This window comes from Streptomyces phaeolivaceus, from assembly GCF_009184865.1.
GTDB lineage: Bacteria > Actinomycetota > Actinomycetes > Streptomycetales > Streptomycetaceae > Streptomyces > Streptomyces phaeolivaceus.
In genome coordinates this window covers 2,268,973-2,290,267 of record NZ_CP045096.1, presented here as the reverse complement: position 1 = coordinate 2,290,267, position 21,295 = coordinate 2,268,973, and the positions used below count along the sequence as shown (strand labels likewise).

Below are 21,295 nucleotides of genomic sequence, written 5' to 3'. Positions count from 1 at the left end.
GTGCGGCTCGCGCCGGACCTGAGAGGGCCCCTTGAGCAACAGCCGCCACGTCCCCGTCATGCTCCAGCGCTGTCTGGACATGCTGGCCCCGGCCCTTACGGAGCCCGGCGCGGTGGTGGTCGACTGCACACTCGGCCTCGGCGGCCACAGCGAGGCCCTCCTCACCCGGTTCCCCGAGGCACGCCTCGTCGCCCTCGACCGCGACAAGGAGGCCCTGCGCCTCTCCGGCGAACGACTCGCCCCCTTCGGCGAGCGCGCCACCCTCGTGCACGCCGTCTACGACGAACTCCCCGACGTCCTCGACCGCCTGGGCATCCCGCGCGTCCAGGGCGTCCTGTTCGACCTCGGGGTCTCCTCCATGCAACTCGACGAGGCCGACCGGGGCTTCGCGTACGCCCAGGACGCCCCCCTCGACATGCGGATGGACCAGACGACCGGCACGAGCGCGGCCGAGGTCCTCAACACCTACGCGCCGGGCGAACTCGTCCGGATCCTCCGGGCGTACGGCGAGGAGAAGCAGGCCAAGCGGATCGTCTCCGCGATCGTGCGCGAGCGCGACAGGGAGCCCTTCACCAACAGCGCCCGCCTCGTCGAACTGATCCGCGACTCCCTGCCGCAGGCCGCCAAGCGCACCGGCGGCAACCCCGCCAAGCGCACCTTCCAGGCGCTGCGCATCGAGGTCAACGGCGAACTCACCGTTCTGGAGCGGGCGATCCCCGCCGCCGTGAAGGCCCTCGCGGTCGGCGGCCGGATCGCCGTGCTGTCGTACCACTCGCTCGAAGACCGGCTGGTGAAGCAGGTGTTCGCGGCGGGCGCCGCCACCACCGCGCCCCCCGGACTGCCCGTCGTCCCCGAGCGCTATCAGCCGAGGCTCAAGCTCCTCACCCGTGGTGCCGAACTTCCCACCGAGGAAGAGGTCGCCGAGAACCGGCGCGCCGCCCCCGCACGTCTGCGCGGGGCGGAACGCGTGCGGGAGGACGTCGAATGAGGAGTGCGTGACACGCGTGAGCAGGAAACCCGAACTGAGGGGCCGGGCCGCCCGTCTCGCGCGGCTTCTGCCCACGAGGCCCAAGGGGGCCGCCCGCACCCCGTTCGTCCTCCTGGTCGTCCTGCTGCTGGGCGGCGGCCTCATCGGCCTCCTCGTGCTGAACTCCGCGCTCAGCGAAGGGTCGTTCAAGCTCGACGACCTCCAGGACGACGTGAAGAGCTACACCGACGAGGAACAGGCGCTCCAGCGTGACGTGGACGCCTACTCCGCGCCCGACGCCCTCCAGCGCCGCGCCCGCGAGCTGGGCATGGTCCCCGGCGGCGACCCGGCCTTCCTGAACCCCGACGGCACGGTCAAGGGCGTCCCCGGCGCCGCCCAGCAGTCCGTGGCCCGGATGCCGCTCGTCCTCGCCCCGGAGGTCCTCGACCCCGGCCCGCCCACGAGCCCGACGCCCACGCCGACACCGAGTCCCACATCCTCGGTCCCGGCCGGCGCGACGCCGTCACCGCCGCCGACCCCGGAGCCCGCGGGCGCCCCCGTCTCCACCCCCACCCCGAGCCCCACCCCGTCCGTACAGTCCACCCAGCTCCCGACGACCCCCGGCAGGTGACGGAAGTGGCCGATTCAGGCAGGCAGCCCCCGCGCCGCCGCGTACCCGGACCCGCCCGGCCCGTACGACCGGGCGGCCAGCAGCGACGGCCGGGCCCCGGTGGCCGCCCCACCGCGCAGCGCCGCCCGGCCACGCCCCGGCCGCCGGCCGGCCGCACCATCCGCCTGGGCAGCCCCCGGCCCCGGCTGCGCATGGTGAGCCTCGCGCTGACCCTGGTGATGATCGCCTTCGTCGTACGGCTGCTCCAGGTGCAGGCCGTCGACGCGAGCGAGTACGCCGCCAAGGCCGACCAGAACCGTTACGTCGGCCGGGTGCTGGCCGCCGAGCGCGGCGGGATCACCGACCGCAACGGCGTCGCCCTGGCGATCAGCACCGACGCCAACGACATCACGGCCGACCCGACGATGTTCACGCGTGAGCAGCTGAAGGTCGACGACGGACCCGAGCAGGCCGCCGCGCTCCTCGCGCCGATCCTCGGCGCCGACCAGGACGCGCTGACCGAGAAGCTCCGCACGAAGAACACGCGCTATGTGCTCCTCGCCCGCCGCCAGACCCCCCAGGTCTGGAACCAGATCAGCGACCTGAAGTCCGCGCTCGTCCAGCGGGCCAGGACGGAGAAGGGCACCGTCAACGTCCTGGCCGGCGTCTTCCAGGAGCCCAGCACCAAGCGCGTGTACCCCAACGGCGACCTCGCCGCCGGGATACTGGGCTGGGTCAACGCCGAGGGCAAGGGCGGGGGTGGCATCGAGCAGCAGTTGAACAACCGTTTGGCAGGCAAGGACGGCAAGATCCGCTACGCCCAGTCCGGCGGCCGGCTCGTGCCCACGGCCGGCTCCACCGAGACCCCGGCCGTGGCCGGCTCCGACGTCGAGCTGACCATCGACCGCGACATCCAGTGGGCCGCGCAGAACGCCATCACCGAGCAGGTGAAGAAGTCCGAGGCCGACCGGGGCTACGTGATAGTGCAGGACACCCGCACCGGCGAGATCCTCGCCATGGCCAACTCGCCCGGCTTCGACCCCAACGACCTCACCAAGGCGAACCCTGACGCGCTCGGCAACACGGCCCTCCAGGACGCCTACGAGCCCGGCTCCACCGCCAAGGTCATGTCGATGGCCGCCGTACTGGAGGAGAACGTGGCCACGCCCGCGACGCATGTCGTCGTGCCCAACAGGCTGCACCGGGGCGACCGGCTCTTCAAGGACGACATCGACCACCCGACCTGGTACCTGACGCTCAACGGCGTCCTCGCCAAGTCCAGCAACATCGGCACCATCCTCGCCACCGGCGAACTCGGCAGGAACCAGCAGGAGTCCAACAAGATCCTCTACAACTACCTGCGCAAGTTCGGCATCGGCGACTACACCGGCCTCGGCTTCCCCGGCGAGACCAAGGGCATCCTCGCCGAGCCCGGCGACTGGTCGACCTCGCAGCAGTACACGATCCCCTTCGGCCAGGGCGTGTCGATGAACGCCATGCAGGCGGCGTCCGTCTACTCGACGATCGCCAACGGCGGCGTACGCGTCGAACCCACCCTCGTCCGGGGCACCGAGGGACCGGACGGCCGCTTCACCCCCTCTCCCAAGCCCGAGAAGACCCGGGTCGTCAGCGAGAAGACGGCGAAGACCCTCGCGCGGATGCTGGAGTCCGTCGTGGACGACGAGGAGGGCACCGGCACCAAGGCGCGCATCCCCGGCTACCGGGTCGCGGGCAAGACGGGTACGGCCAACCGTGTGGATCCGGCCACCGGCAGATACCGCGGCTACACCTCGTCGTTCGCCGGGTTCGCGCCCGCCGACAAGCCGAGGATCACCGTCTACTGCGCGATCCAGAACGCCACCAAGGGCAACTACTTCGGCGGCCAGATCTGCGGACCCATCTACAAGGAGGTCATGGAGTTCGCCCTGAAGACCCTCCAGGTCCCGCCCACCGGGGCGAAGCCCGCGAACCTGCCCGTCGCCTTCACCCCCTGACCCCGCCTCCTGCCCGCACCCTGATCAACCCGTCGATCAGCGCAACCAGCCAGGAACCGACTCGTGACCATGATCACTCCCGACCCCGGGAACCACGCACCACGGCACCGCTCGCACAAACCCTCGCTTCGCCCCCGCAGGGGTGTGCCCGGTACGCTCACCGCCGTGCCACACGCTGATCAGTCCCAAACCACCCAGAAGGGCGTTCCTGTGACATATCCGGGACCGCCCAGGCCGACCCAGGTCTCCGCCACACCCCTCGCGGAGCTCGCCGGCCAGGTGGGTGCCGAGCAGCCGGGCAGCGCCGCTGAGATCACGGGCATCACCCATGACTCGCGGGCCGTCCGACCCGGCGATCTGTACGCCGCCCTGCCCGGTGCCCGTCTGCACGGCGCCGACTTCGTGGACCAGGCGGTCGGCCTCGGCGCCGTCGCCGTGCTCACCGACCCGACCGGCGCCGAGCGCGCCACCGCCGCCGGACTGCCCGCGCTCGTCGTTGCGAACCCGCGCGCGCGGATGGGCGAGCTGGCCGCCACGATCTACGGCCGGCCGGGCCGCGATCTGCTCCAGATCGGCATCACCGGCACCTCCGGCAAGACCACCACCGCGTATCTGATCGAGGGCGGTCTGCGGACCGTCCGCTCCACCGGCCTCATCGGCACGGTCGAGACGCGCATCGGCGACGAGCACGTCAAGTCCGAGCGCACCACCCCCGAGGCCACCGACCTCCAGGCCCTCTTCGCCGTCATGAGCGAACGCGGTGTCGACTCGGTCGTCATGGAGGTCTCCAGCCACGCGCTGGTCCTCGGCCGGGTCGACGGCTGCGTCTTCGACGTGGCCGTCTTCAACAACCTCAGCCCGGAACACATGGAGTTCCACTCCGACATGGAGGACTACTTCCGGGCCAAGGCACAGCTCTTCACCCCGGAGCGCAGCAGGCTCGGCGTCGTCAACCTCGACGACGAGTACGGCCGCCGCCTCGTCGACGAGGCCGGTGTCCCGGTCGTCACCTTCTCCGCCGAGGGGCACCCGGACGCCGACTGGCGGGCCGAGGACGTCCGGGTCGGGCCGATGGACTCCACGTTCACCGTGGTCGGGCCCAAGGGCGAGCGGATCACCGCCAGGTCGCCGCTGCCGGGCACTTTCAACGTCGCCAACACGCTGGCGGCCGTCGCCGCGCTGGCCGTCGCCGGGATCGACCCGCAGACCGCCGCCGACGGCATCGCCGCCGTACCGGGCGTGCCGGGCCGCCTGGAGCGTGTCGACGCCGGGCAGCCGTATCTCGCGGTCGTCGACTACGCCCACAAGACGGACGCCGTCGAGTCGGTCCTCAAGGCGCTGCGCAAGGTCACCGAGGGCCGTCTGCACGTCGTCCTCGGCTGCGGCGGCGACCGGGACACGACCAAACGCGGGCCGATGGGCGCCGCCATGGCCCGGCTCTCCGACACCGCCGTACTGACCTCCGACAACCCCCGCTCCGAGGACCCCCTCGCCATCCTCGCCACCATGCTCCGGGGCGCGGCCACCGTGCCCGCGCACGAGCGCGGGGAGGTCCTCCTCTTCGAGGACCGGGCCGCCGCGATCGCCGCGGTGGTGGCGCGCGCGCGACCCGGCGACACCGTGCTGGTCGCGGGCAAGGGCCATGAGCAGGGCCAGGACATCGCCGGCGTGGTCCGTCCCTTCGACGACCGCCAGGTGCTCCGCGAAGCTATCCAGCAGACCCAGGGATGAACTTGTGATCGCCCTCTCTCTCGCCGAGATCGCAGAAGTCGTCGGCGGGCAGACGCACGACATACCGGATCCGTCGGCACAGGTCACCGGACCGGTCGTCCGGGACTCCCGTGAGGTGGAGCCCGGCAGCCTCTTCGTCGCCTTCGCGGGCGAGCGCGTGGACGGACACGACTTCGCGGCCGCGGTCGTCGAGGCGGGTGCGGCAGCGGTGCTGGCGTCCCGTCCCGTCGGCGTGCCCGCGATCGTCGTGACCGACGTGCAGGCGGCGCTCGGCGCCCTCGCCCGGCACGTCGTCAGGAAGCTCGGCACGACCCTCGTGGCCCTCACCGGCTCGGCGGGCAAGACCAGCACCAAGGACCTGATCGCCCAGGTGCTGCGGCGCAAGGCGCCCACGGTGTTCACGCCCGGCTCCCTCAACAACGAGATCGGACTGCCCCTCACCGCGCTCAGCGCCACGGAGGAAACCCGTTTCCTGGTCCTGGAGATGGGCGCCCGGGGCATCGGCCACATCAAGTACCTCACCGATCTGACCCCGCCGAAGGTCGGCCTCGTGCTGAACGTCGGCACCGCCCACATCGGCGAGTTCGGCGGCCGGGAGCAGATCGCCCAGGCCAAGGGCGAGTTGGTGGAGGCGCTGCCGCCGGCGAGCGAGGGCGGCGCCGCGATCCTCAACGCCGACGACCCCCTCGTCCGGGCCATGGCGTCCCGTACGAAGGCGAAGGTGCTCCTCTTCGGCGAGTCCGGCGAAGCGGACGTACGCGCCGAGAACGTGACGCTCACGGACGCCGGACAGCCCGCCTTCAGGCTTCACACACCCTCCGGTGCAAGCGATGTGACCATGCGCCTGTACGGTGAGCACCACGTGTCGAACGCGCTCGCCGCGGCCGCCGTCGCCCATGAGCTGGGCATGTCCGCAGACGAGATCGCCACCGCGCTCTCCGAGGCGGGCTCCCTCTCCCGCTGGCGCATGGAGGTCACCGAGCGCCCGGACGGCGTGACGGTCGTCAACGACGCCTACAACGCGAACCCCGAGTCCATGCGAGCCGCTCTGCGCGCGCTCGCGGCGATGGGCAAGGGGCGGCGGACCTGGGCGGTGCTCGGCAAGATGGCCGAGCTCGGGGACGAATCGCTCGCCGAGCACGACGCGGTCGGACGGCTCGCCGTCCGGCTCAATGTCGGCAAGCTCGTCGCGGTCGGGGGCAGGGAAGCGTCCTGGCTGCAACTGGGCGCATATAACGAGGGTTCGTGGGGTGAGGAGTCGGTGCACGTGTCCGACGCACAGGCGGCGGTCGACCTGTTGCGCAGTCAGTTGCGCCCGGGAGACGTCGTACTCGTGAAGGCGTCCCGGTCGGTCGGGCTGGAGAGCGTGGCGCAGGCGCTGCTCGACAGCGGCAACGAGGGTGAGGTTGCCGCCCGATGATGAACCAGATCCTGTTCGCAGGAGTCATCGGTCTGTTCCTGACCCTGGTCGGCACCCCGCTGCTGATCAAGCTGCTGGCCCGCAAGGGCTACGGTCAGTACATCCGCGACGACGGCCCGCGCGAGCACGCCAGCAAGCGCGGTACGCCGACGATGGGCGGTATCGCCTTCATCCTGGCGACGATCATCGCGTACTTCCTGGCCAAGGTGATCTCGGGCCAGCCGCCGGCCTTCTCCGGTCTCCTGGTGCTCGGCCTGATGGCCGGCATGGGCCTGGTCGGCTTCCTCGACGACTACATCAAGATCGTCAAACGGCGTTCGCTGGGCCTGCGGGCCAAGGCGAAGATGGCCGGCCAGCTGATCGTCGGTATCGCCTTCGCGGTCCTCGCGCTGCAGTTCCCGGACGTCCGCGACCAGACGCCGGCCTCCACCAAGATCTCCTTCGTCCAGGACTTCGGCTGGACCATCGGCCCGGTGCTGTTCGTCATCTGGGCGCTGTTCATGATCCTCGCGATGTCGAACGGCGTGAACCTGACCGACGGTCTCGACGGACTGGCCACCGGCGCCTCCGTCCTCGTCTTCGGCGCGTACACGTTCATCGGTGTCTGGCAGTTCCAGGAGTCCTGCGCCAACACGGAGGCCCTCACCAATCCGGAGGCCTGCTTCGAGGTACGAGATCCACTCGACCTGGCGATCGTGGCCTCCGCGCTGATGGGCGCCTGCCTCGGCTTCCTGTGGTGGAACACCTCACCGGCCAAGATCTTCATGGGTGACACCGGCTCGCTGGCCCTCGGCGGCGCGCTCGCCGGTCTCGCGATCTGCTCCCGCACCGAGCTGCTGCTCGCGCTCCTCGGCGGTCTGTTCGTCCTCATCACCATGTCGGTCGTCATCCAGGTCGGCTCGTTCAAGCTCACCGGCAAGCGCGTCTTCCGCATGGCCCCGCTCCAGCACCACTTCGAACTCAAGGGCTGGTCCGAAGTCCTCGTGGTCGTGCGCTTCTGGATCATCCAGGGCATCTGTGTGATCGTCGGGCTGGGCATCTTCTACGCGGGATGGGCGGCCGACAAGTGACCGACTGGCAGGGCAAACGCGTCACCGTCGCCGGACTCGGCGTCTCCGGCATCCCGGCGGCCAGGGTTCTGCACGGCCTCGGCGCGGCCGTCACCGTCGTCAACGACGGCGACGACGAACGCGCCCGGACACAGGCCGAGGACCTGGAGGCGCTCGGCATCACCGTGCGCCTCGGTGACGGCGCGACCCTGCCGCAGGGCACCGAACTGATCGTCACCACCCCCGGCTGGAAGCCGGACAAGCCGCTGTTCGCGGCGGCGGCCGAGGCCGGCGTCCCGGTCTGGGGCGACGTCGAACTGGCCTGGCGGCTGCGCGGCCCCGACGCCGCCCCCTGGCTGGCCGTCACCGGCACCAACGGCAAGACCACGACCGTCCAGATGCTCGCCTCCATCCTCGGGGCGGCGGGCCTGCGCACGGCCGCCGTAGGCAACATCGGGGTCTCGCTGCTGGACGTCGTCCTCGGCGACGAGCGGTACGACGTACTGGCCGTGGAACTGTCCAGCTACCAGCTCCACTGGTCGCCCTCGCTGCGCGCCCACTCCGCCGCCGTCCTCAACCTCGCCCCCGACCACCTCGACTGGCACGGCTCCATGGAGGCGTACGCCGCCGACAAGGGCCGTATCTACGAGGGCAATCGGGTCGCCTGCGTCTACAACGCTGCCGACAAGGCCACCGAGGACCTGGTGCGCGAGGCGGACGTCGAGGAGGGCTGCCGGGCCGTCGGATTCACGCTCGGCACCCCCGGACCCTCCCAACTCGGCGTCGTGGACGGCATCCTGGTCGACCGCGCCTTCGTCGAGAACCGGCAGCAGAACGCCCAGGAACTCGCCGAGGTCTCCGACGTCAGCCCGGCGGCCCCGCACAACATCGCCAACGCCCTCGCGGCGGCGGCCCTCGCACGGGCCTTCGGAGTGCCCGCCGCGGCCGTACGGGACGGGCTGCGGGCCTTCACCCCGGACGCGCACCGCATCGCGCATGTGGCCGACGTGGACGGCGTGGCGTACATCGACGACTCCAAGGCCACCAACACCCATGCCGCGCAGGCCTCGTTGGCGGCGTACGAGTCGATCGTGTGGATCGCCGGCGGACTCGCCAAGGGCGCGACCTTCGACGAACTCGTCGCCGGAGCGGCCGGCCGGCTGCGGGGTGTCGTGCTGATCGGCGCGGATCGCGCGCTGATCCGGGAAGCGCTCACGCGACACGCGCCGCAAGTGCCGGTCGTCGACCTCGACCGGACCGACACTGGGGCGATGCTCGCCGCCGTCCGCGAGGCGCGGACGCTGGCGCGGGCGGGCGACACGGTCCTGCTGGCGCCGGCCTGCGCGTCGATGGACATGTTCGTCAACTACAACAAGCGTGGGGACGCGTTCGCGGAGGCTGTGCGCGAACTCTCCTCCGCGGACGGCTGACCGGCCCGGCTTCGCCTGGCGGCGCCGGGTGAGACTGGGAGGGACGCGTGACACGGACGTGGTCGGTCGGCGGCGAAGGCGTCCCCGATGCCGAGTAGCCGCACGAGCCGTGCGCCCCTCCAGCGCGTCACCCGCCGCCCGCCCGTCTCCCGGCCGCCGCGCGAGAACCCCCTGCGGCGGTTCCTCACCCGGGCCCGCAAGGCCTGGGACCGGCCGCTGACCGCCTACTACCTGATCCTCGGCGGCAGCCTGCTGATCACCGTGCTGGGCCTGGTGATGGTCTACTCGGCCTCCCAGATCACGGCCCTGCAGAAATCGCTGCCGGGCACCTTCTTCTTCCGCAAGCAGTTCCTCGCGGCCACGATCGGCACCGTCCTGCTGCTCCTGGCCTCACGGATGCCGGTCAAGCTGCACCGGGCGCTGGCCTACCCGATCCTGGCCGGCTGTGTCTTTCTGATGGCCCTGGTTCAAGTGCCGGGGATAGGGCAGTCGATCAACGGCAACCAGAACTGGATCGCCGTCGGCGGCTCCTTCCAGATCCAGCCCAGCGAGTTCGGCAAGCTGGCGCTGGTGCTGTGGGGCGCCGATCTGCTGGCCCGCAAGGAGGACAAGCGGCTGCTGACACAGTGGAAGCACATGCTGGTGCCGCTCGTTCCGGTGGCGTTCATGCTGCTCGGGCTGATCATGCTCGGCGGTGACATGGGCACCGCGATCATTCTCACGGCGATCCTGTTCGGCCTGCTCTGGCTGGCCGGGGCGCCGACGCGCATGTTCGTGGGCGTGCTGTCCATCGCCGGGCTCATCGGGTTCGTCCTGATCAGGACCAGTGAGAACCGCATGGCCCGTCTGGCCTGCATCGGAGCCACCGAACCCCGTACGGACGGCGCCGACTGCTGGCAGGCCGTGCACGGGATCTACGCCCTGGCCTCGGGCGGAATCTTCGGCTCCGGGCTCGGCGCCAGTGTGGAAAAATGGGGTCAACTCCCGGAAGCGCACACCGACTTCATCTTCGCCGTCACCGGTGAGGAACTGGGCCTCGCGGGGACGCTGTCGGTGCTCGCCCTCTTCGCGGCTCTAGGCTATGCGGGTATCCGCGTGGCCGGACGCACGGAGGACCCCTTCGTCAGGTATGCCGCGGGAGGCGTGACCACCTGGATCACCGCTCAGGCAGTGATCAACATCGGTGCGGTGCTCGGTCTGCTGCCGATCGCCGGAGTCCCGCTCCCGCTGTTCTCCTACGGAGGGTCCGCCCTGCTGCCGACCATGTTCGCCATCGGGTTGCTGATCGCGTTCGCGCGCGACGAGCCCGCGGCGCGGGCGGCGCTTGCCATGCGGCAACCCCGCTTTGGTAGAAAGCGTGGCGGCGGCCCTTCGGGGCCCGGGAGATGGAACACGATGCGACGGCGTGCCTCGGCACGTTCGTCCGGAGAGCGGTGAATTTCGGTGCATGTCGTACTCGCCGGTGGCGGAACCGCCGGTCACATCGAGCCCGCGCTCGCGCTCGCGGACGCCCTGCGCAGGCAGGATCCGACCATGGGCATCACGGCCCTGGGCACGGAGCGCGGCCTGGAGACGCGCCTCGTCCCCGAGCGCGGCTACGAACTCGCGCTGATCCCCGCCGTACCGCTGCCTCGCAAGCCCACCCCCGAGCTGATCACCGTGCCCGGCCGGCTGCGCGGCACGATCAAGGCGACCGAGCAGATCCTGGAGCGCACCAAGGCGGACGCCGTGGTCGGCTTCGGCGGCTATGTCGCCCTGCCCGGCTATCTCGCCGCCAAGCGCCTCGGTGTGCCGATCGTCGTCCACGAGGCCAACGCCCGCCCCGGTCTCGCCAACAAGATCGGCTCCCGGTACGCCGCCCAGGTCGCCGTCTCCACCCCGGACAGCAAGCTCCGCGACGCCCGCTACATCGGCATCCCGCTGCGCCGCGCCATCGCCACCCTGGACCGGGCCGCCGCCCGCCCCGAGGCCCGCGCCCTGTTCGGTCTCGACCCCAACCTGCCGACCCTGCTGGTCTCCGGCGGCTCCCAGGGCGCCCGCCGCCTCAACGAGGTCGTCCAGCAGGTCGCGCCCTACCTCCAGCAGGCCGGGATCCAGATCCTGCACGCGGTCGGTCCGAAGAACGAACTGCCGCAGGTGCACCAGATGCCGGGGATGCCCCCGTACATCCCGGTACCGTACGTGGACCGGATGGACCTCGCGTACGCCGCGGCCGACATGATGCTCTGCCGCGCGGGCGCGATGACCGTCGCCGAACTCTCCGCCGTCGGGCTCCCGGCCGCCTACGTCCCGCTGCCCATCGGCAACGGCGAACAGCGGCTCAACGCCCAGCCGGTGGTCAAGGCCGGCGGCGGACTGCTGGTCGACGACGCGGAACTGACGCCCCAGTGGGTGCAGCAGAACGTTCTGCCCGTCCTCGCCGACCCGCACCGGCTGTACGAGATGTCGCGCGCGGCCAGCGAGTTCGGCCGCCGGGACGCCGACGACCTGCTCGTCGGGATGGTGTACGAGGCGATCGCGTCGCATCGCCGTTAGGACCGGGTGACGGAGGGCTGGAAGCGTGGCCGGAGCGACCACCGCCGAACGCGGCGCCGACGAGGACCTGGACCCCGGTCCGCCGTCGCGGCGGCGGCTCCCCGGCCCCCGGGCGCTGATCGCCGCCGCGGTCGCCCTGGTGCTGATCGGCGGCGCCTCGGTCTGGGCCCTGTACGGGTCCTCCTGGCTGCGGGCCGAGCGGGTCTCCGTCTCGGGCACCCGGGTGCTGACCGAGGCCCAGGTGCGCGAGGCCGCCGACGTTCCGCTCGGCGATCCGCTGGTCTCCGTCGACCTCGACGGGATCGAGGCCCGGCTGCTCGGGAAGCTGCCCCGGATCGACTCGGTCGAGGTCGTCCGTTCCTGGCCCGATGGAATCCGGCTGAAAGTGAGCGAACGTACGGCGGTCCTCCTTGTCGAAGCGGCCGGAAATTCGGGCAACTACGTCGAAGTGGACGCCAAGGGAGTGCGTTTCGCGACGGTCTCCCGAGCCCCGGAAGGCGTCCCCCTCCTCGAATTGGCGATGTCCCGGTCCGGTTCCTCCGCCGCCAGTCTGCGGCGATTCGGCGAGGACCGGCTCGTCCGGGAGGCGGTGCGGGTCGCCGACGCGATTCCGGCCGCGCTCGCGCACGAGACCCTCGTCGTCAAGGTCCGCTCCTACGACTCCATCTCGCTGGAGTTGAGCGGAGAACGTACGGTCGCCTGGGGCAGTGCGGAGAGGGGGCGGGCGAAGGCCCGTGCGCTCACCGCACTGATGGAAGCCGCCCCGGACGCCGGGCACTTCGACGTGAGCGTCCCCACCGCGCCCGCGTCATCAGGAAGTTGACGCACATCCGCGCAGGCCAGCACCCTGGTTGGGCACCGCTATGGCTGATCACATAGGGTGAAAAGAAAAACGGGAGGTTCGGCGTGTTCGTTGAACGTGCGCCACTTGTCGACTTAGTGTCCTGTTCGGAAGAGTCCAAGGAACAGTCACACTGGTAACCCTAAACTTCAGCGTTAGGGTTCGGGTCGGCGTTCGGACCGTCCCACTTCGGCATCAGTCGTCGCATCGCGGGTCCCTCGCGAAGCGGCGACACGTAACTCGAGGCGAGAGGCCTTCGACGTGGCAGCACCGCAGAACTACCTCGCAGTCATCAAAGTCATCGGTGTCGGCGGCGGTGGTGTCAATGCCATCAACCGGATGATCGAGGTCGGTCTCAAGGGCGTCGAGTTCATCGCCATCAACACCGACGCGCAAGCTCTGTTGATGAGCGACGCCGACGTCAAGCTCGACGTCGGCCGTGAACTCACCCGCGGACTCGGCGCCGGCGCCAACCCGGCCGTCGGACGCAAGGCGGCCGAGGACCACCGCGAGGAGATCGAGGAGGTCCTCAAGGGGGCCGACATGGTCTTCGTGACGGCCGGCGAGGGCGGCGGCACCGGCACCGGCGGCGCGCCCGTCGTGGCCAACATCGCCCGCTCGCTGGGCGCCCTCACCATCGGCGTGGTCACCCGCCCCTTCACCTTCGAGGGCCGCCGTCGCGCCAACCAGGCCGAGGACGGCATCGCCGAACTCCGCGAAGAGGTCGACACCCTCATCGTCATCCCGAACGACCGGCTGCTGTCCATCTCGGACCGCCAGGTCTCGGTCCTCGACGCGTTCAAGTCGGCCGACCAGGTCCTGCTCTCCGGTGTCCAGGGCATCACCGACCTCATCACCACCCCCGGTCTGATCAACCTCGACTTCGCCGACGTCAAGTCCGTGATGTCCGAGGCCGGTTCGGCCCTCATGGGCATCGGCTCGGCCCGCGGCGACGACCGCGCGGTGGCCGCCGCCGAGATGGCGATCTCCTCGCCGCTCCTGGAGGCGTCCATCGACGGCGCCCGGGGCGTCCTGCTCTCCATCTCCGGCGGCTCCGACCTCGGCCTGTTCGAGATCAACGAGGCCGCCCAGCTGGTCAGCGAGGCCGCCCACCCCGAGGCCAACATCATCTTCGGCGCGGTCATCGACGACGCGCTCGGCGACGAGGTCCGGGTCACCGTCATCGCGGCCGGCTTCGACGGCGGCCAGCCCCCGGCCAAGCGGGACAACATCCTGGGCTCGGCCGCGGCCAAGCGCGAGGAGCCCGCGCCGGTGCGCCCCGCCGAGAGCCGCCCGTCCTTCGGCTCGCTCGGCAGCGTCAAGCCCAAGGAGGAGCCGGCGCCCGCCCCGGAGCCGGTGAACGACGTCCAGGTCGCCCCGCCCGTCCCGCCGTCCCGGTCCTACACGGACAGCGCGGCGGAGGAGCTGGACGTGCCGGACTTCCTCAAGTGATAGGACGGCGCGAGCACGTGAGCGGCGCGCACTTCGCCTTCACCGACAGGTGGGGCGGGGTGAGCGCCGCTCCGTATGAGGAGCTCAACCTCGGCGGAGCGGTCGGTGACGCCACCGACGCCGTCCTCACCAACCGGGAACTGGCGGCCAAGTCGCTGGGCCTGGAGCCGGACCGGGTCGTCTGGATGAACCAGGTGCACGGCGCGGACGTGGCCGTGGTCGACGGACCCTGGGACTCCGGTTCCGCCTCACCGTCCGCCGCCGACCCCGGCTCCGGCGACCTGAAGATCCCGTCCGTCGACGCGATCGTCACCACCCGGCGCGGTCTCGCGCTCGCCGTCCTCACCGCCGACTGCGTACCCGTCCTGCTGTCCGACCCCGTCGCCGGGGTCGCGGCGGCCGTCCACGCAGGCCGGCCCGGCATGATCGCCGGGGTCGTCCCCGCCGCCGTACGGGCCATGACCGAACTCGGCGCCGACCCCGCCCGGATCGTCGCCCGCACCGGACCCGCCGTCTGCGGCCGGTGTTACGAAGTGCCCGAGGCGATGCGCGCCGAGGTGGCCACCATCGAGCCGGCGGCGTACGCCGAGACGAGTTGGGGCACTCCCTCCGTGGATGTGTGCGCCGGAGTGCACGCACAGCTGGAGCGCCTCGGGGTGCACGACCGGGAGCAGTCGCCGGTGTGCACGCTGGAGTCGCGCGACCACTTCTCGTACCGCCGCGACCGCGCCACAGGGCGACTCGCGGGATATGTCTGGCTGGACTGAGGGACATGACGGACCGTAGGGCACAACTCGCCGAGAACCTGGCGAAGGTGGAGGAGCGCATCGCTGCCGCCTGCGTGGCGGCGGGGCGCAAGCGGGACGAGGTGACCCTGATCGTGGTCACCAAGACCCATCCCGCGAGCGATGTGCGGATCCTGTCGGAACTCGGTGTGCGCCATGTCGCCGAGAACAAGGACCAGGACGCGGCGCCCAAGGCTGCCGAATGTTCGGATCTGCCCCTTGTGTGGCACTTCGTGGGGCAGTTGCAGACCAACAAGGTCCGTTCCGTGGTGGGTTACGCGGATCTCGTGCAGTCCGTCGATCGTTCCCGGCTTGTCACGGCATTGTCCAAGGAGGCCGTTCGGGTCGGACGTGAGGTGGGATGTCTCATCCAGGTCGCGCTCGACGCCGATGAGAGCGGCCGGGGAGAGCGAGGAGGCGTCGGTCCGGGCGGAATCGAAGAGCTGGCCGACCTGCTGGCCGGCGCGCCGGGGCTGCGGGTCGATGGTCTGATGACCGTCGCGCCGCTCACCGGGGAGTTCGCCGGGCGCCAACGGGCCGCGTTCGGGCGGTTGATGGATTTGTCGACCGACCTGCGCCGAGCCCATCCGGCTGCGAACATGGTCTCCGCGGGGATGAGTGCGGACCTCGAGGAGGCCGTGGCGGCCGGAGCGACACATGTGCGCGTCGGCACTGCGGTACTCGGAGTCCGTCCCAGGCTCGGGTAACGTCGCCAAGAAGTCGGACCACAGCAGAAAATATGGTCATTCCGTCGAGAGGCGGGCGCAACGACCTCGTGGATCGCGGGCACTTGGGAAGTCGTCGATCCACCACAGAGCGGAGGACTCAGAGCATGGCCGGCGCGATGCGCAAGATGGCGGTCTACCTCGGCCTCGTGGAGGACGATGGGTACGACGGCAGGGGTTTCGACCCCGATGACGACTTCGAGCCCGAACTCGACCCGGAGCCCGAGCGGGATCACCGCCGGCATGAACCGGTGCACCAGCCCCACCAGTCACATCAGTCCCAAAGGGACGAATCGGTACGAGTGGTGCAGCCCCCGGTGCAGCGCGAACCGGTGTCGCACGCCACTTCGCTCCCCGCGGAATCGGTGCGACCCGCCCGGATCGCGCCCGTGGCGTCCATCACACAAGAACGTTCGAGTCTGGAGAAGAACGCACCGGTGATCATGCCCAAGGTCGTGTCCGAGCGAGAGCCTTACCGGATCACCACGTTGCACCCCCGGACCTACAACGAGGCCCGTACCATCGGGGAACACTTCCGTGAGGGCACCCCGGTGATCATGAATCTGACCGAGATGGACGACACAGATGCGAAGCGACTTGTCGACTTTGCGGCCGGTTTGGTGTTTGGTCTTCACGGCAGCATCGAGCGGGTGACGCAGAAGGTGTTCCTGTTGTCGCCTGCTAACGTCGATGTCACGGCGGAGGACAAGGCCCGTATCGCAGAGGGCGGGTTCTTCAACCAGAGCTGAGACGCAGGACCGGAACAAGGAATGAGACAGGGGAGAGGGAAGCACGGATCATGAGCGTGGTTTGGCAAGTGCTCTGGGTCGCTCTGATGTGTTTCCTCATCGTGCTGATCTTCCGGCTGGTCATGGACTACGTGTTCCAGTTCGCCCGCTCGTGGCAACCCGGCAAGGCCATGGTGGTCGTTCTGGAGGCCACCTACACTGTCACTGATCCACCGCTCAAGCTTCTGCGGCGGTTCATCCCGCCGCTGCGTCTCGGGGGCGTGGCGCTCGACCTGTCCTTCTTCGTACTGATGATCATCGTCTACATCCTGATCAGCATCGTGGGTGGGCTCGCGAGTTGACTGTGGACGATCCGGTCTTGCCGACTGCCGATGACTACGTTGAGGTGAAGAGATGCCGTTGACCCCCGAGGACGTGCGGAACAAGCAGTTCACGACCGTCCGCCTCCGAGAAGGCTATGACGAGGACGAGGTCGATGCCTTCCTCGACGAGGTCGAAGCCGAACTGACGCGCCTGCTCCGCGAGAACGAGGACCTGCGCGCCAAACTGGCCGCGGCCACGCGCGCTGCTGCCCAGAACCAGCAGAACATGCGCAAGCCTCCGGAGCCTCAGGACCAGCAGCAGGGCGGCATGCAGCAGGGCGGCATGCAGCAAGGTGGCATGCAGCCCGGCGGCATGCAGCAACAGGGCGGTATGCAGCAACAGGGCGGTATGCAGCAACAGGGTATGCGCGGTCCCGGTGGACCCGTACCCGCTGGGATATCGGGCCCGCCGCAGCAGATGGGGGGCCCCATGGGTGGCCCGCCCCAGCTGCCGAGCGGTGCTCCGCAGCTGCCCGCGGGCCCCGGTGGCCAAGGGCAGCAGGGTCCCGGCCCGATGGGTCAGGGACCGATGGGCCAGGGCCCCATGGGTCAGGGCCAGATGCAGCCGCAGATGGGCCAGGGCCAGATGGGCCAGGGTCCCATGGGCGGTCAGCCTCAGATGCAGCAGCAGATGGGTGGCCCGATGGGCGGCCCCATGGGTGGTCCCATGGGCGGCCCCGGTCAGGGCCCCGGCGGCGACAGTGCCGCGCGCGTGCTCTCGCTGGCCCAGCAGACCGCCGACCAGGCGATCGCCGAGGCCCGTTCCGAGGCCAACAAGATCGTCGGTGAGGCCCGTAGCCGCGCCGAGGGTCTGGAGCGGGACGCCCGTGCCAAGGCCGACGCGCTGGAGCGGGACGCGCAGGAGAAGCACCGCGTCGCGATGGGCTCCCTGGAGTCCGCCCGCGCCACGCTGGAGCGCAAGGTCGAGGATCTGCGTGGCTTCGAGCGCGAGTACCGCACGCGTCTGAAGTCGTACCTGGAGTCGCAGCTGCGTCAGCTGGAGACCCAGGCGGACGACTCGCTGGCTCCGCCGCGCACCCCGGCGACCGCGTCGCTGCCGCCGTCCCCGGCGCCCTCCATGGCCCCGGCCGGCGCGAGCGCCCCGTCGTACGGCGGCAACCCGGGCGGTATGGGCGGAGGCATGGGTGGCGGTATGGGCGCCCCTGCTCCGGCCGCGCCGTCCTACGGCGGTCAGCAGCAGATGTCGCCGGCCATGACCCAGCCGATGGCTCCGGTCCGGCCGCAGGGTCCCTCCCCGATGGGGCAGGCTCCTTCGCCGATGCGTGGGTTCCTGATCGACGAGGACGACAACTGACGAATACTGGTACGCCGTAGGCGTCGGCAGCGTTCAGGGCGGGGCCCCGGATTTTCATCCGGGGCCCCGCCCTTTGCTGTGCTCGCTGTCGGTCAGACCTTGCGCAGGCGGAAGGTCAGGGTGAGGGGCTCGTCCGTGAAGGGCGTGCCGTAGGTGTCGTCGGCCTCGCCGGTCGCGAAGTCCGTTGCCAGGACCTCGTCCGCGATCAGCGCCGAGTGTTCGGTCAGCGCGGCGGTCACCGCCGGGTCCGTCGCCGTCCAGCGCAGGGCGATACGGTCGGCGACGTCGAGGCCGCTGTTCTTGCGGGCCTCCTGGATGAGGCGGATCGCGTCCCGGGCGAGGCCCGCGCGGCGGAGCTCCTCGGTGATCTCCAGGTCGAGGGCGACCGTGGCACCGGAGTCGGAGGCCACCGACCAGCCCTCGCGCGGGGTCTCCGTGATGATGACCTCGTCCGGGGCGAGGGCGACTGTCTCGCCGTCGACCTCGACCGAGGCCGTGCCCTCGCGCAGGGCCAGGGACAGGGCCGCCGCGTCCGCGTTCGCCACCGCCTTGGCCACGTCCTGGACGCGCTTGCCGAACCGCTTGCCCAGGGCGCGGAAGTTGGCCTTGGCGGTGGTGTCCACCAGGCTGCCGCCGACCTCGCTCAGCGACGCCAGCGAGCTGACGTTGAGCTCCTCCGTGATCTGCGCGTGCAGCTCGGGGTCGAGGGCGTCGAAGCCCGTGGCGGCCACCAGGGCGCGCGACAGGGGCTGGCGGGTCTTGACGCCCGACTCCGCGCGCGTGGCGCGGCCCAGCTCCACCAGACGGCGCACGAGGACCATCTGCTTCGACAGCTCGGGGTCGATCGCGGAGAGGTCCGCCTCCGGCCAGGCGGCCAGGTGCACCGACTCCGGGGCGCCCGGGGAGACCGGCACGATCAGGTCCTGCCAGACCCGCTCGGTGATGAACGGGGTCAGCGGGGCCATCAGCTTGGTGACCGTCTCGACGACCTCGTGCAGGGTGCGCAGCGCGGCCTTGTCGCCCTGCCAGAAGCGGCGACGCGACCGGCGTACGTACCAGTTGGACAGATCGTCGACGAAGGCCGAGAGGAGCTTGCCGGCGCGCTGGGTGTCGTAGGCCTCCAGGGCGCCGGTGACCTGGTCGGTGAGGGCGTGCAGCTCGGACAGCAGCCAGCGGTCCAGGACCGGGCGGTCGGCCGGGGCCGGGTCCGCCGCGGACGGGGCCCAGTTCGAGGTGCGCGCGTACAGGGCCTGGAAGGCGACCGTGTTCCAGTACGTGAGGAGCGTCTTGCGGACGACCTCCTGGATGGTGCCGTGGCCGACGCGGCGGGCCGCCCAGGGGGAGCCGCCGGCCGCCATGAACCAGCGGACGGCGTCGGCGCCGTGCTGGTCCATGAGCGGGATGGGCTGGAGGATGTTGCCCAGGTGCTTGGACATCTTGCGGCCGTCCTCGGCGAGGATGTGGCCGAGGCAGACGACGTTCTCGTACGACGACTTGTCGAAGACCAGGGTGCCGACGGCCATCAGCGTGTAGAACCAGCCGCGGGTCTGGTCGATGGCCTCGCTGATGAACTGGGCCGGGTAGCGGGACTCGAAGAGTTCCTTGTTCTTGTACGGGTAGCCCCACTGCGCGAACGGCATCGAACCCGAGTCGTACCAGGCGTCGATGACCTCCGGGACGCGCGTGGCCGTCGTGGAGCAGCCGTCCTGGGGGCAGGGGAAGGTGACCGCGTCGATGAACGGGCGGTGCGGGTCCAGCTGTGACTGGTCGGTGCCGGAGAGCCGGGTCAGCTCCTCGCGGGAGCCCACGCAGGTGAGGTGGCCCTCCTCGCAGCGCCAGATCGGCAGAGGGGTGCCCCAGTAGCGGCTGCGGGACAGCGCCCAGTCGATGTTGTTGTTCAGCCAGTCGCCGAAGCGGCCGTGCTTGACCGAGTCCGGGAACCAGTTGGTCTTCTCGTTCTCCTGGAGGAGACGGTCCTTGACGGCGGTGGTGCGGATGTACCAGGACGGCTGCGCGTAGTAGAGGAGCGCGGTGTGGCAGCGCCAGCAGTGCGGGTAGCTGTGCTCGTACGGGATGTGCCGGAAGAGCAGACCGCGGCTCTGGAGGTCCTCGGTGAGCTTCTCGTCCGCCTTCTTGAAGAAGACGCCGCCGACCAGCGGGACGTCCTCCTCGAACGTGCCGTCGGGGCGGACGGGGTTCACCACGGGAAGGCCGTACGCGCGGCAGACCTTGAGGTCGTCCTCGCCGAAGGCGGGGGACTGGTGGACCAGGCCCGTACCGTCCTCGGTGGTGACGTATTCGGCGTTGACGACGAAATGCGCCGTTTCCGGGAACTCCACCAGCTCGAACGGACGTTGATACGACCAGCGCTCCATCTCGGCGCCGGTGAAGGTCTGACCGGTGGTCTCCCAGCCCTCGCCGAGCGCCTTGGCGACGAGCGGCTCGGCGACGACGAGCTTCTCGGTGCCGTCCGTGGCGACCACATAGGTCACCTCGGGGTGGGCGGCGACCGCGGTGTTGGACACCAGCGTCCACGGCGTGGTCGTCCACACCAGGAGCGCGGCCTCACCGGCGAGCGGACCGGAGGTGAGCGGGAAACGGACGAAGACCGAGGGGTCGACGACCGTCTCGTAGCCCTGCGCCAGCTCGTGGTCCGACAGGCCGGTGCCGCAGCGGGGGCACCAGGGGGCGACGCGGTGGTCCTGGACCAGCAGACCCTTGTCGAAGATCTCCTTGAGCGACCACCAGACGGACTCCACGTACTCGGGGTCCATGGTCCGGTAGGCGTCGTCGAGGTCGACCCAGTAACCCATGCGGGTCGTCAGCTCGGTGAAGGCGTCGGTGTGCCGGGTCACGGACTCGCGGCACTTGGCGTTGAACTCGGCGATGCCGTACGCCTCGATGTCCTTCTTGCCGTTGAAGCCCAGCTCCTTCTCGACCGCCAGCTCCACGGGGAGGCCGTGACAGTCCCAGCCGGCCTTGCGGGCGACGTGGTAGCCGCGCATCGTGCGGAAGCGGGGGAAGACGTCCTTGAAGACGCGCGCCTCGATGTGGTGGGCGCCCGGCATGCCGTTGGCGGTGGGCGGGCCTTCGTAGAACACCCACTCGGGGCGGCCCTCGGACTGCTCCAGGCTCTTGTTGAAGATCTTCTGATCGCGCCAGAAGTCGAGCACCGCGTGCTCGAGCGCGGGCAGATCGACCTGGGCGGGCACCTGGCGGTACGTCGGCTCTGTCATGAGCGGGCTTCCTCCAACGGACTTGCTGCCTTCCGTCGGAGGGACGAGAGCTTCGATCCTTCGTACGCCGTGTGCGGCGCGCTCCCGCGGTACC

Annotated in this window: 17 protein-coding genes; 16 read left to right on the top strand and 1 reads right to left on the bottom strand. The window is 70.3% G+C overall.

What is annotated here, in order from left to right; all coding sequences use genetic code 11:
- The first annotated feature begins 31 nt into the window (after positions 1-31).
- From rsmH to F9278_RS10680, 16 genes are all read left to right on the top strand, one after another.
- Positions 32-988 carry a 16S rRNA (cytosine(1402)-N(4))-methyltransferase RsmH gene (rsmH, locus tag F9278_RS10755; protein ID WP_152168118.1) on the top strand — a complete coding sequence of 319 codons (957 nt, stop codon included), beginning with the start codon at positions 32-34 and terminating at the stop codon, positions 986-988.
- Positions 989-1,004: 16 nt separating this feature from the next.
- Entirely contained in the window at positions 1,005-1,598 is a 594-nt protein-coding gene (locus F9278_RS10750) for a hypothetical protein (RefSeq protein ID WP_152168117.1), read from the top strand.
- 191 nt (positions 1,599-1,789) lie between these two features.
- Complete coding sequence (locus F9278_RS10745; protein ID WP_319023144.1) at positions 1,790-3,571, top strand: peptidoglycan D,D-transpeptidase FtsI family protein; 1,782 nt, start codon at positions 1,790-1,792, stop codon at positions 3,569-3,571.
- Between the two features lie 63 nt (positions 3,572-3,634).
- Entirely contained in the window at positions 3,635-5,302 is a 1,668-nt protein-coding gene (locus tag F9278_RS10740) for a UDP-N-acetylmuramoyl-L-alanyl-D-glutamate--2,6-diaminopimelate ligase (protein ID WP_193241428.1), read from the top strand.
- Positions 5,303-5,306: 4 nt separating this feature from the next.
- On the top strand, positions 5,307-6,722 hold the full coding sequence (locus tag F9278_RS10735) for a UDP-N-acetylmuramoyl-tripeptide--D-alanyl-D-alanine ligase (protein WP_152168114.1): 1,416 nt from the start codon (positions 5,307-5,309) through the stop codon (positions 6,720-6,722).
- Positions 6,719-7,792 (top strand): phospho-N-acetylmuramoyl-pentapeptide-transferase, encoded by a 1,074-nt coding sequence (gene mraY / locus F9278_RS10730; protein WP_152168113.1) that lies wholly within the window; start codon positions 6,719-6,721, stop codon positions 7,790-7,792. The genes F9278_RS10735 and mraY overlap by 4 nt, the downstream gene beginning before the upstream one ends.
- Positions 7,774-9,201 carry a UDP-N-acetylmuramoyl-L-alanine--D-glutamate ligase gene (murD, locus tag F9278_RS10725; RefSeq protein ID WP_193241427.1) on the top strand — a complete coding sequence of 476 codons (1,428 nt, stop codon included), beginning with the start codon at positions 7,774-7,776 and terminating at the stop codon, positions 9,199-9,201. Before mraY ends, murD begins: the two co-directional genes overlap by 19 nt.
- A gap of 87 nt (positions 9,202-9,288) precedes the next feature.
- Positions 9,289-10,638: a putative lipid II flippase FtsW gene (ftsW, locus tag F9278_RS10720; protein WP_152168111.1), complete on the top strand. Its 1,350-nt coding sequence runs from the start codon at positions 9,289-9,291 to the stop codon at positions 10,636-10,638.
- Between the two features lie 6 nt (positions 10,639-10,644).
- The gene (gene murG / locus F9278_RS10715; protein ID WP_152168110.1) at positions 10,645-11,736 is read left to right on the top strand and encodes an undecaprenyldiphospho-muramoylpentapeptide beta-N-acetylglucosaminyltransferase; all 1,092 of its coding nucleotides are present in this window, start codon (positions 10,645-10,647) and stop codon (positions 11,734-11,736) included.
- Positions 11,737-11,761: 25 nt separating this feature from the next.
- Positions 11,762-12,559, top strand: coding sequence for a cell division protein FtsQ/DivIB (locus F9278_RS10710; protein WP_152168109.1), 798 nt, complete (start codon positions 11,762-11,764; stop codon positions 12,557-12,559).
- 279 nt (positions 12,560-12,838) lie between these two features.
- Complete coding sequence (gene ftsZ / locus F9278_RS10705; RefSeq protein ID WP_086757870.1) at positions 12,839-14,029, top strand: cell division protein FtsZ; 1,191 nt, start codon at positions 12,839-12,841, stop codon at positions 14,027-14,029.
- Positions 14,026-14,796 carry a peptidoglycan editing factor PgeF gene (gene pgeF / locus F9278_RS10700; RefSeq protein ID WP_152168108.1) on the top strand — a complete coding sequence of 257 codons (771 nt, stop codon included), beginning with the start codon at positions 14,026-14,028 and terminating at the stop codon, positions 14,794-14,796. Before ftsZ ends, pgeF begins: the two co-directional genes overlap by 4 nt.
- A 5-nt stretch (positions 14,797-14,801) precedes the next feature.
- The gene (locus F9278_RS10695) at positions 14,802-15,521 is read left to right on the top strand and encodes a YggS family pyridoxal phosphate-dependent enzyme (protein WP_152168107.1); all 720 of its coding nucleotides are present in this window, start codon (positions 14,802-14,804) and stop codon (positions 15,519-15,521) included.
- 125 nt (positions 15,522-15,646) lie between these two features.
- Positions 15,647-16,288: a cell division protein SepF gene (gene sepF / locus F9278_RS10690; protein WP_152168106.1), complete on the top strand. Its 642-nt coding sequence runs from the start codon at positions 15,647-15,649 to the stop codon at positions 16,286-16,288.
- 50 nt (positions 16,289-16,338) lie between these two features.
- Positions 16,339-16,629, top strand: a complete 291-nt coding sequence (locus F9278_RS10685; protein ID WP_152168105.1) for a YggT family protein — start codon at positions 16,339-16,341, stop codon at positions 16,627-16,629.
- A gap of 52 nt (positions 16,630-16,681) precedes the next feature.
- Entirely contained in the window at positions 16,682-17,965 is a 1,284-nt protein-coding gene (locus tag F9278_RS10680; protein ID WP_152168104.1) for a DivIVA domain-containing protein, read from the top strand.
- A gap of 92 nt (positions 17,966-18,057) precedes the next feature.
- Here F9278_RS10680 and ileS read toward each other — a convergent pair whose 3' ends face one another.
- Positions 18,058-21,201, bottom strand: a complete 3,144-nt coding sequence (ileS, locus tag F9278_RS10675; RefSeq protein ID WP_152168103.1) for an isoleucine--tRNA ligase — start codon at positions 21,199-21,201, stop codon at positions 18,058-18,060.
- Positions 21,202-21,295 lie beyond the last annotated feature (94 nt).

Bases quoted from the DNA above. Each gene is read 5' to 3' on its own strand.
- F9278_RS10745 (WP_319023144.1), top strand. From the start codon at position 1,790: ATGGTGAGCCTCGCGCTGACCCTGGTGATGATCGCCTTCGTCGTACGG.
- mraY (WP_152168113.1), top strand. From the start codon at position 6,719: ATGATGAACCAGATCCTGTTCGCAGGAGTCATCGGTCTGTTCCTGACC.
- murD (WP_193241427.1), top strand. From the start codon at position 7,774: ATGGGCGGCCGACAAGTGACCGACTGGCAGGGCAAACGCGTCACCGTC.
- ftsW (WP_152168111.1), top strand. From the start codon at position 9,289: ATGCCGAGTAGCCGCACGAGCCGTGCGCCCCTCCAGCGCGTCACCCGC.
- F9278_RS10695 (WP_152168107.1), top strand. From the start codon at position 14,802: ATGACGGACCGTAGGGCACAACTCGCCGAGAACCTGGCGAAGGTGGAG.
- sepF (WP_152168106.1), top strand. From the start codon at position 15,647: ATGGCCGGCGCGATGCGCAAGATGGCGGTCTACCTCGGCCTCGTGGAG.
- F9278_RS10685 (WP_152168105.1), top strand. From the start codon at position 16,339: ATGAGCGTGGTTTGGCAAGTGCTCTGGGTCGCTCTGATGTGTTTCCTC.
- F9278_RS10680 (WP_152168104.1), top strand. From the start codon at position 16,682: ATGCCGTTGACCCCCGAGGACGTGCGGAACAAGCAGTTCACGACCGTC.
- ileS (WP_152168103.1), bottom strand. From the start codon at position 21,201: ATGACAGAGCCGACGTACCGCCAGGTGCCCGCCCAGGTCGATCTGCCC.